This window comes from Kluyvera ascorbata ATCC 33433, from assembly GCF_000735365.1.
In the GTDB taxonomy this organism is placed as follows: Bacteria; Pseudomonadota; Gammaproteobacteria; order Enterobacterales; family Enterobacteriaceae; genus Kluyvera; species Kluyvera ascorbata.
The window spans coordinates 1-6,048 of sequence record NZ_JMPL01000177.1; the positions used below are offsets into that span (position 1 = coordinate 1).

Here is a 6,048-nt window from a genome sequence, read left to right on the forward strand (position 1 = left end):
AAGGTCATCGGGCATTATCTGAACATAAAACACTATCAGTAAGTTGGAGTCATTACCAGCATCAGGATGCCGGCCGTCATCTCAACTGGCAGTAGTCAGCAACCACATTGCGCTGCGTGAATTCTGACAGGGTCACAGGGGTGTACCAAGTCAGAATTCACGTAGCGCGCCTTCCTTTCCCCTTCCTGTCCCCCTGTCTTTTGCCCTGATCCTGTCTGTCCTGGCATTACCCCAATTCTCCCAAAATGCCCATACTGGCCTGCAGAGCGCGCCATTACAGGGTTTCATAGGTAAAATGGGTGAAAAACGATCCTTTACTAATTTGGTTTTACCCGCAATAATGCTGGTTATACAAACAAAAGGATCCGCGCGCTGCGATTTATTGTCATGGCAGGATCGGCCCGTCAGGTGCAAAATACCTGTATCCATAAACAGTGCGTGCGCTACGTGAAAAATAACTCATGAACAGCATCATTCCCTTGCAGAATTCACCAGAACGCGTCTCCCTGCTGCCGATCGCCCCGGGCGTTGATTTTGCGACCGCGGTGGCACTCCGGCGGATGGCCACCTCAACAGGTGCCACGCCGGCTTACCTCCTGGCGCCGGAAGTGAGCGCCCTCCTCTGGTATATGCCTGACCAGCGTCACCACATGTTGTTCGCCACCATGTGGAATACCGGGATCCGTATCGGTGAAGCCCGGACGCTCACCCCGGAATCGTTCGACCTGGATGGTCTGCGCCCTTTTGTTCGGGTGCTGTCGGAAAAAGTGCGGGCACGTCGTGGCCGGCCGCCAAAAGATGAAGTGCGTCTGGTACCGCTGACGGATGCCAGTTTTGTGCGTCAGATGGAAAGCTGGATGGTCACCACCCGCCCCCGCCGGCGTGAGCCGTTATGGCCGGTCACGGATGAGACAATGCGCAACTGGCTGAAACAGGCGGTGAAGCGGGCTGAAGCTGACGGCGTGCATTTTTCGATCCCAGTGACGCCGCATACTTTCCGTCACAGCTATATTATGCACATGCTTTATCACCGGCAGCCCAGGAAGGTCATCCAGGCACTGGCCGGGCATAAGGATCCGCGCTCGATGGAAGTCTATACCCGGGTATTTGCGCTGGACATGGCTGCCACCCTGGCCGTTCCCTTTACCGGTGATGGGCGAGATGCCGCGGAGATCCTTCGCTCCCTGCCCCCGGCCGGCTGAGATTGACGGCCCTGGCATGACGTCCTGTATTCCGCTAATACGAAATACAGGAGCAGAGCGCATTCAGTGCCCCTCCCTGCTCCAGCACACCAGGACATCATTCGGATGACTGAACAGCCGTGGTCTTGCACGGTGACCTGCAAGCCTGCAGGCATCGACATACCGCAGACAAGACAGGACACAGGCCGTTCATCCCACAGTGTATTGTTTCCTGAAAGTCCAGTGAATCATCCCGTTAATTGCGAAAGTCATTCACCCCTGTGGCTCACTCCCTTCTGCCATCGGTCTCCTGTTCGCATTTAGCAGTGTGAAGCTGGCGCCGGGTTATACAGACAGCTGCAGTCTCATCCTGCCGGGCTAAACCTGCAATACACAGGGGAACGGATACCGTCAGGTAACATGACCGTCTCAGCATCCGATTGAGATTTTCGTAAGGGGTATAGAGCTTTACTGAAAAATTGACTGTGGCATGTTAACACGTGTGGAGCAGTGCACAGACCTGGGAATATCGCCGTTAAACCCGCATACCGTAGTCAATATCTGCGTATCACGGCCTGAAATCACATATGACAGTCAATATTGTTCGATCATGGCAGACATGATGGAGAACACATATTGACTGCGGTATGCGTGATGCATATCACAGTCAATGGAATGTCCTTAGCGGCATCCGGCAGTCATGTTATGCATATCGCAGTCAATTTTCTGGCTTCATCGCTGAGAGAGCTTCGGCCAGTTTAAGGGGATCGATGCCAGCAGCCTTCAGCGCCTTAATGACTTCGTCATAATTTTGCTCTGGCGCCTTCTCTTCTTCCTCTTTGCGCGGAACCTTCACAGGACCACTGATGAGTTTGGGGTTGCGATAATGCACGCTGAAATAGGTGGCTCGGCCACGTTTAAACTCAGTGTAATCCAGATAACCAATATCCCGTAGCTGCTCCATCGCCTTACGCACCGTGTGGTTCTGCGTATAGACATTTGAGGTGAGATTCAGCCGGTCACGCATCCGTTTCATGGAAATAGGTGCAGGATTCTGGGGAAGACTTTCGATGTAGGTATAAAGCGCCTGGGCTGATTCCTTGCGCTGCAGGGCGTCAATGGCTTTCAGCCGCAGCAGTACCCTTCTGTCCATGTGGTAAAGCTCAAACAGCTTAGGTTCAGCCTTGATCTCAACGATATCCTCGTTGATGTCATAATAGGCTGACTGCACCAGATGGGTGGTCCATCCTTTGGTCTCGCTCTGGAACTTCAGCGTAACCGAGGCGAGTTTAAACAGGGAATTACTGATGCGATCGCGCATTTTTTTGTTTGAACGACGGGAGTCAAATCCGCACATCTTAACGAATTCGACGAACGACAGTTCCAGGGTGTCACTTTTTACCCCATACTCCGACATGGAGCGAATTATCCCCAGCCAGACTTTAAAATCCGTGTCCATATCAAGACGCGAACCGGTGATCTTAACGTCAGTGTATCCTTCGCTTTTGGCAATGGACAGCTGTACAAGCTCCTCAGTCGCGTCTGTAACGTTTTTCCGGTTCGCCTTGCTCTTCCCTGTTGATTTCAGAGTTGGGACGAAGAGACCGAGTCTCATGAGCGCTACTGGCTGCACGGTACTGGTGCTGTTGACATCCAGCTTAACAACTTCACCGGTTGTCTTATCAACCTCCTGAAGGTTCAGAAGTAAGCTGTTATTTTCGCTCGTCATCTTGATCCTCAACGGTTATCCACAAAAGGATGTAGTAATACGTATCGCAGTCAACGGATATACATACCTCAGTAAATACCGTTGCATATCACAGTATTAGATTATGCATATAACAGTCAACATTTTACATTCCACAGTCGATCCAGACAGACGTTAAAGCCAGTTACAGCGCATGCTGGAGCGATCCGGGGATCTCTTTTGGATCTCATTATGATCTCCTTGGGATCAATTATTGGATCGAGACCATGAATAACCCAGATACAAGCCCGGAAGCGCCACACCAAATATCCAGAACCCTGGCCTTATTTTCCTGAATACGCTCTGGAAGATTGAGATCTACAGGTACAACAATGAAACATTGACTGCGGTATGCTGAGTCGTTTTTCCTCTTCCTCGACACAGATGCGGTAAGCATCATACCATAGTCAATATATTACATACCGCAGTCAATTTCATTATAACTGGCTGATCCCGAGCCATCTTTAGCAACCCGACGTACGTGCAATCTGTGAATTCTGTGATTTTCCGCTTCCTCGCCGCTTTCTCACTGTGTGAGATCGCTTACTGCGGCGAGCGGCAGTGATTAATATTGACTGCGGTATGTACTCTTTTGTAATCCCCTGCGTTCTTTCATTACCCAATGTGGTTCACTTTGCACTTTTTCGTGCACTTTGCGATTTTATTGTTGCTTTGCAATAAATTCCAAGATTTAATAAAATAATGCAAAGTGATGATTAAAGGATGTTCAGTATGGGACTCATGGATACACTCAACCAGTGCATAAGTGCTGGTCATGAAATGACGAAAGCAATCGCCATTGCACAGTTTAATGATGACAGTCCGGAAGCCCGGAAAATAACCCGGCGCTGGAGGATTGGTGAAGCGGCAGATTTAATTGGCGTGTCATCTCAGGCTATCAGGGATGCCGAGAAAGCTGGCCGGCTGCCGCACCCTGATATGGAAACCCGTGGGAGAGTTGAGCAACGCGTTGGTTATACCATCGAACAAATCAATCACATGCGGGATGTATTTGGTACACGACTGCGCCGTGCTGAAGATGCGTTTCCGCCGGTGATTGGCGTTGCAGCTCACAAAGGTGGTGTTTACAAAACCTCAGTATCCGTTCACCTGGCTCAGGATCTTGCTCTGAAAGGACTCCGTGTTCTGCTTGTTGAAGGCAATGACCCACAGGGAACTGCTTCTATGTATCACGGATGGGTGCCCGATCTTCATATTCATGCTGAGGACACTCTCCTGCCCTTTTATCTTGGGGAAAAGGATGACGCCAGCTACGCTATAAAGCCCACCTGCTGGCCTGGCCTTGATATCATCCCGTCCTGTCTGGCACTGCACCGCATTGAAACCGAGCTGATGGGGAAATTTGACGAAGGCAAATTACCTGCTGACCCGCACCTGATGCTCCGTCTGGCTATTGAAACTGTCGCTCATGATTATGACGTGATAGTTATCGACAGCGCCCCCAACCTTGGTATCGGTACGATAAATGTTGTATGCGCTGCTGATGTTCTGATTGTCCCTACTCCGGCAGAGCTGTTCGACTACACCTCCGCACTGCAGTTTTTCGATATGCTTCGTGACCTGCTTAAGAACGTGGATCTTAAAGGCTTCGAGCCAGATGTCCGTATTCTGCTTACCAAATACAGTAATAATAATGGCTCGCAGTCCCCGTGGATGGAAGAACAAATTCGGGATGCCTGGGGAAGCATGGTCCTTAAAAATGTTGTGCGCGAAACGGATGAAGTCGGCAAAGGTCAGATCCGTATGAGAACCGTTTTTGAACAGGCTATTGATCAACGTTCTTCAACCGGTGCCTGGCGTAATGCACTCTCTATCTGGGAGCCTGTTTGCAATGAGATTTTTGATCGTCTGATTAAACCACGCTGGGAGATTAGATAATGAAGCGTGCTCCTGTCATTCCAAGACATACCACACATACTCAATCGACTGAAGATACTTCATCACCGGCGCCGGCCGCGCCGATGGTGGATTCATTAATTGCGCGCGTGGGTGCTATGGCCCGCGGTAATGCAATCTCTCTTCCGGTAAGTGGACGGGAAGTAAAATTTACCCTTGAGGTGCTCCGGGGAGACTCTGTTGAGAGCGCTTCACGCGTATGGTCAGGCAATGAGCGCGATCAGGAACTACTTACCGAAGATGCTCTGGATGATCTCATTCCTTCATTTTTACTGACCGGTCAGCAGACTCCAGCTTTCGGCCGCCGGGTTTCTGATGTCATAGAAATTGCAGACGGCAGCCGTCGCCGTAAAGCCGCAATCCTGACGGAAAGTGATTATCGCGTTCTGGTTGGTGAACTGGACGATGAGCAGATGGCTGCATTGTCCCGACTGGGTAACGATTATCGGCCGACGAGTGCTTATGAACGTGGCCTGCGTTATACAAGCCGGCTGCAGAATGAGTTTGCAGGAAATATTTCTGCGCTTGCCGATGCGGAAAACATTTCTCGTAAGATCATTACCCGCTGTATTAATACGGCCAAACTGCCTAAATCCGTTGTTGCCCTGTTTGCACATCCTGGAGAACTGTCTGCCCGGTCAGGTGAAGCCATTCAGAAGGCTTTTGCAGATAAAGAAGAATTACTGAAGCAGCAGGCTGAGACTCTCCACGATCAGAAGAAAGCGGGACTAATCTTTGAAGCTGAAGAGGTCATTAGTCTTTTAACATCCGTACTGAAACAATCTCCCGCATCAAGAGTTAATCTGAGCTCACGTCATCAGTTTGCTCCAGGGGCAACAGCATTGTATAAGGGCGATAAAATGGTGCTTAACCTGGATAAGTCCCGCATTCCTGCGGAGTGTATAGAGAAAATAGAAGCCATTCTTAAGGAGCTTGAGAAACCAGGAGTCTGATGCGGACACGCTTTAGTCTACGGTGATCTCCCTTTACTTCATTTCCTTTCTCACAGGCCAGAAAACATAACTGGCCTGAATATTCTCTCTGGGACCACGGTCCCACCTGCGTCATCGGTCAGCTTATCTGTCTGGGGCCACGGTCCCACCTGCATCGCCGGTCAGGTAATCTGTCTGGGACCACGGTCCCACCTGCGTCATCGGTCAGGTAATCTGCCTGGGACCACGGTCCCACCTGCGTCATCGGTCA

The 6,048-nt window shown here is 50.5% G+C and carries 4 protein-coding genes; 3 read left to right on the top strand and 1 reads right to left on the bottom strand.

Going from position 1 to position 6,048, the window contains the following annotated elements; translation table 11 throughout:
• Nucleotides 1-461 precede the first annotated feature (461 nt).
• Entirely contained in the window at nucleotides 462-1,202 is a 741-nt protein-coding gene (locus tag GKAS_RS22325; protein ID WP_001515717.1) for a tyrosine-type recombinase/integrase, read from the top strand.
• Nucleotides 1,203-1,899: 697 nt separating this feature from the next.
• On the opposite strand, the gene GKAS_RS22330 is transcribed toward GKAS_RS22325, so the two are convergent.
• Nucleotides 1,900-2,910 (bottom strand): RepB family plasmid replication initiator protein, encoded by a 1,011-nt coding sequence (locus tag GKAS_RS22330; protein ID WP_000200070.1) that lies wholly within the window; start codon nucleotides 2,908-2,910, stop codon nucleotides 1,900-1,902.
• A 750-nt stretch (nucleotides 2,911-3,660) separates the two neighbouring features.
• On the opposite strand from GKAS_RS22330, the gene sopA reads away from it, so the two are divergent.
• Nucleotides 3,661-4,827: a plasmid-partitioning protein SopA gene (sopA, locus tag GKAS_RS22335; RefSeq protein WP_072011464.1), complete on the top strand. Its 1,167-nt coding sequence runs from the start codon at nucleotides 3,661-3,663 to the stop codon at nucleotides 4,825-4,827.
• A complete protein-coding gene (locus GKAS_RS22340) occupies nucleotides 4,827-5,798 on the top strand; it encodes a ParB/RepB/Spo0J family plasmid partition protein (protein ID WP_035897591.1) in 972 nt (323 codons plus the stop codon). Before sopA ends, GKAS_RS22340 begins: the two co-directional genes overlap by 1 nt.
• Nucleotides 5,799-6,048 lie beyond the last annotated feature (250 nt).

Bases quoted from the DNA above. Each gene is read 5' to 3' on its own strand.
- GKAS_RS22325 (WP_001515717.1), top strand. From the start codon at position 462: ATGAACAGCATCATTCCCTTGCAGAATTCACCAGAACGCGTCTCCCTG.
- GKAS_RS22330 (WP_000200070.1), bottom strand. From the start codon at position 2,910: ATGACGAGCGAAAATAACAGCTTACTTCTGAACCTTCAGGAGGTTGAT.
- sopA (WP_072011464.1), top strand. From the start codon at position 3,661: ATGGGACTCATGGATACACTCAACCAGTGCATAAGTGCTGGTCATGAA.
- GKAS_RS22340 (WP_035897591.1), top strand. From the start codon at position 4,827: ATGAAGCGTGCTCCTGTCATTCCAAGACATACCACACATACTCAATCG.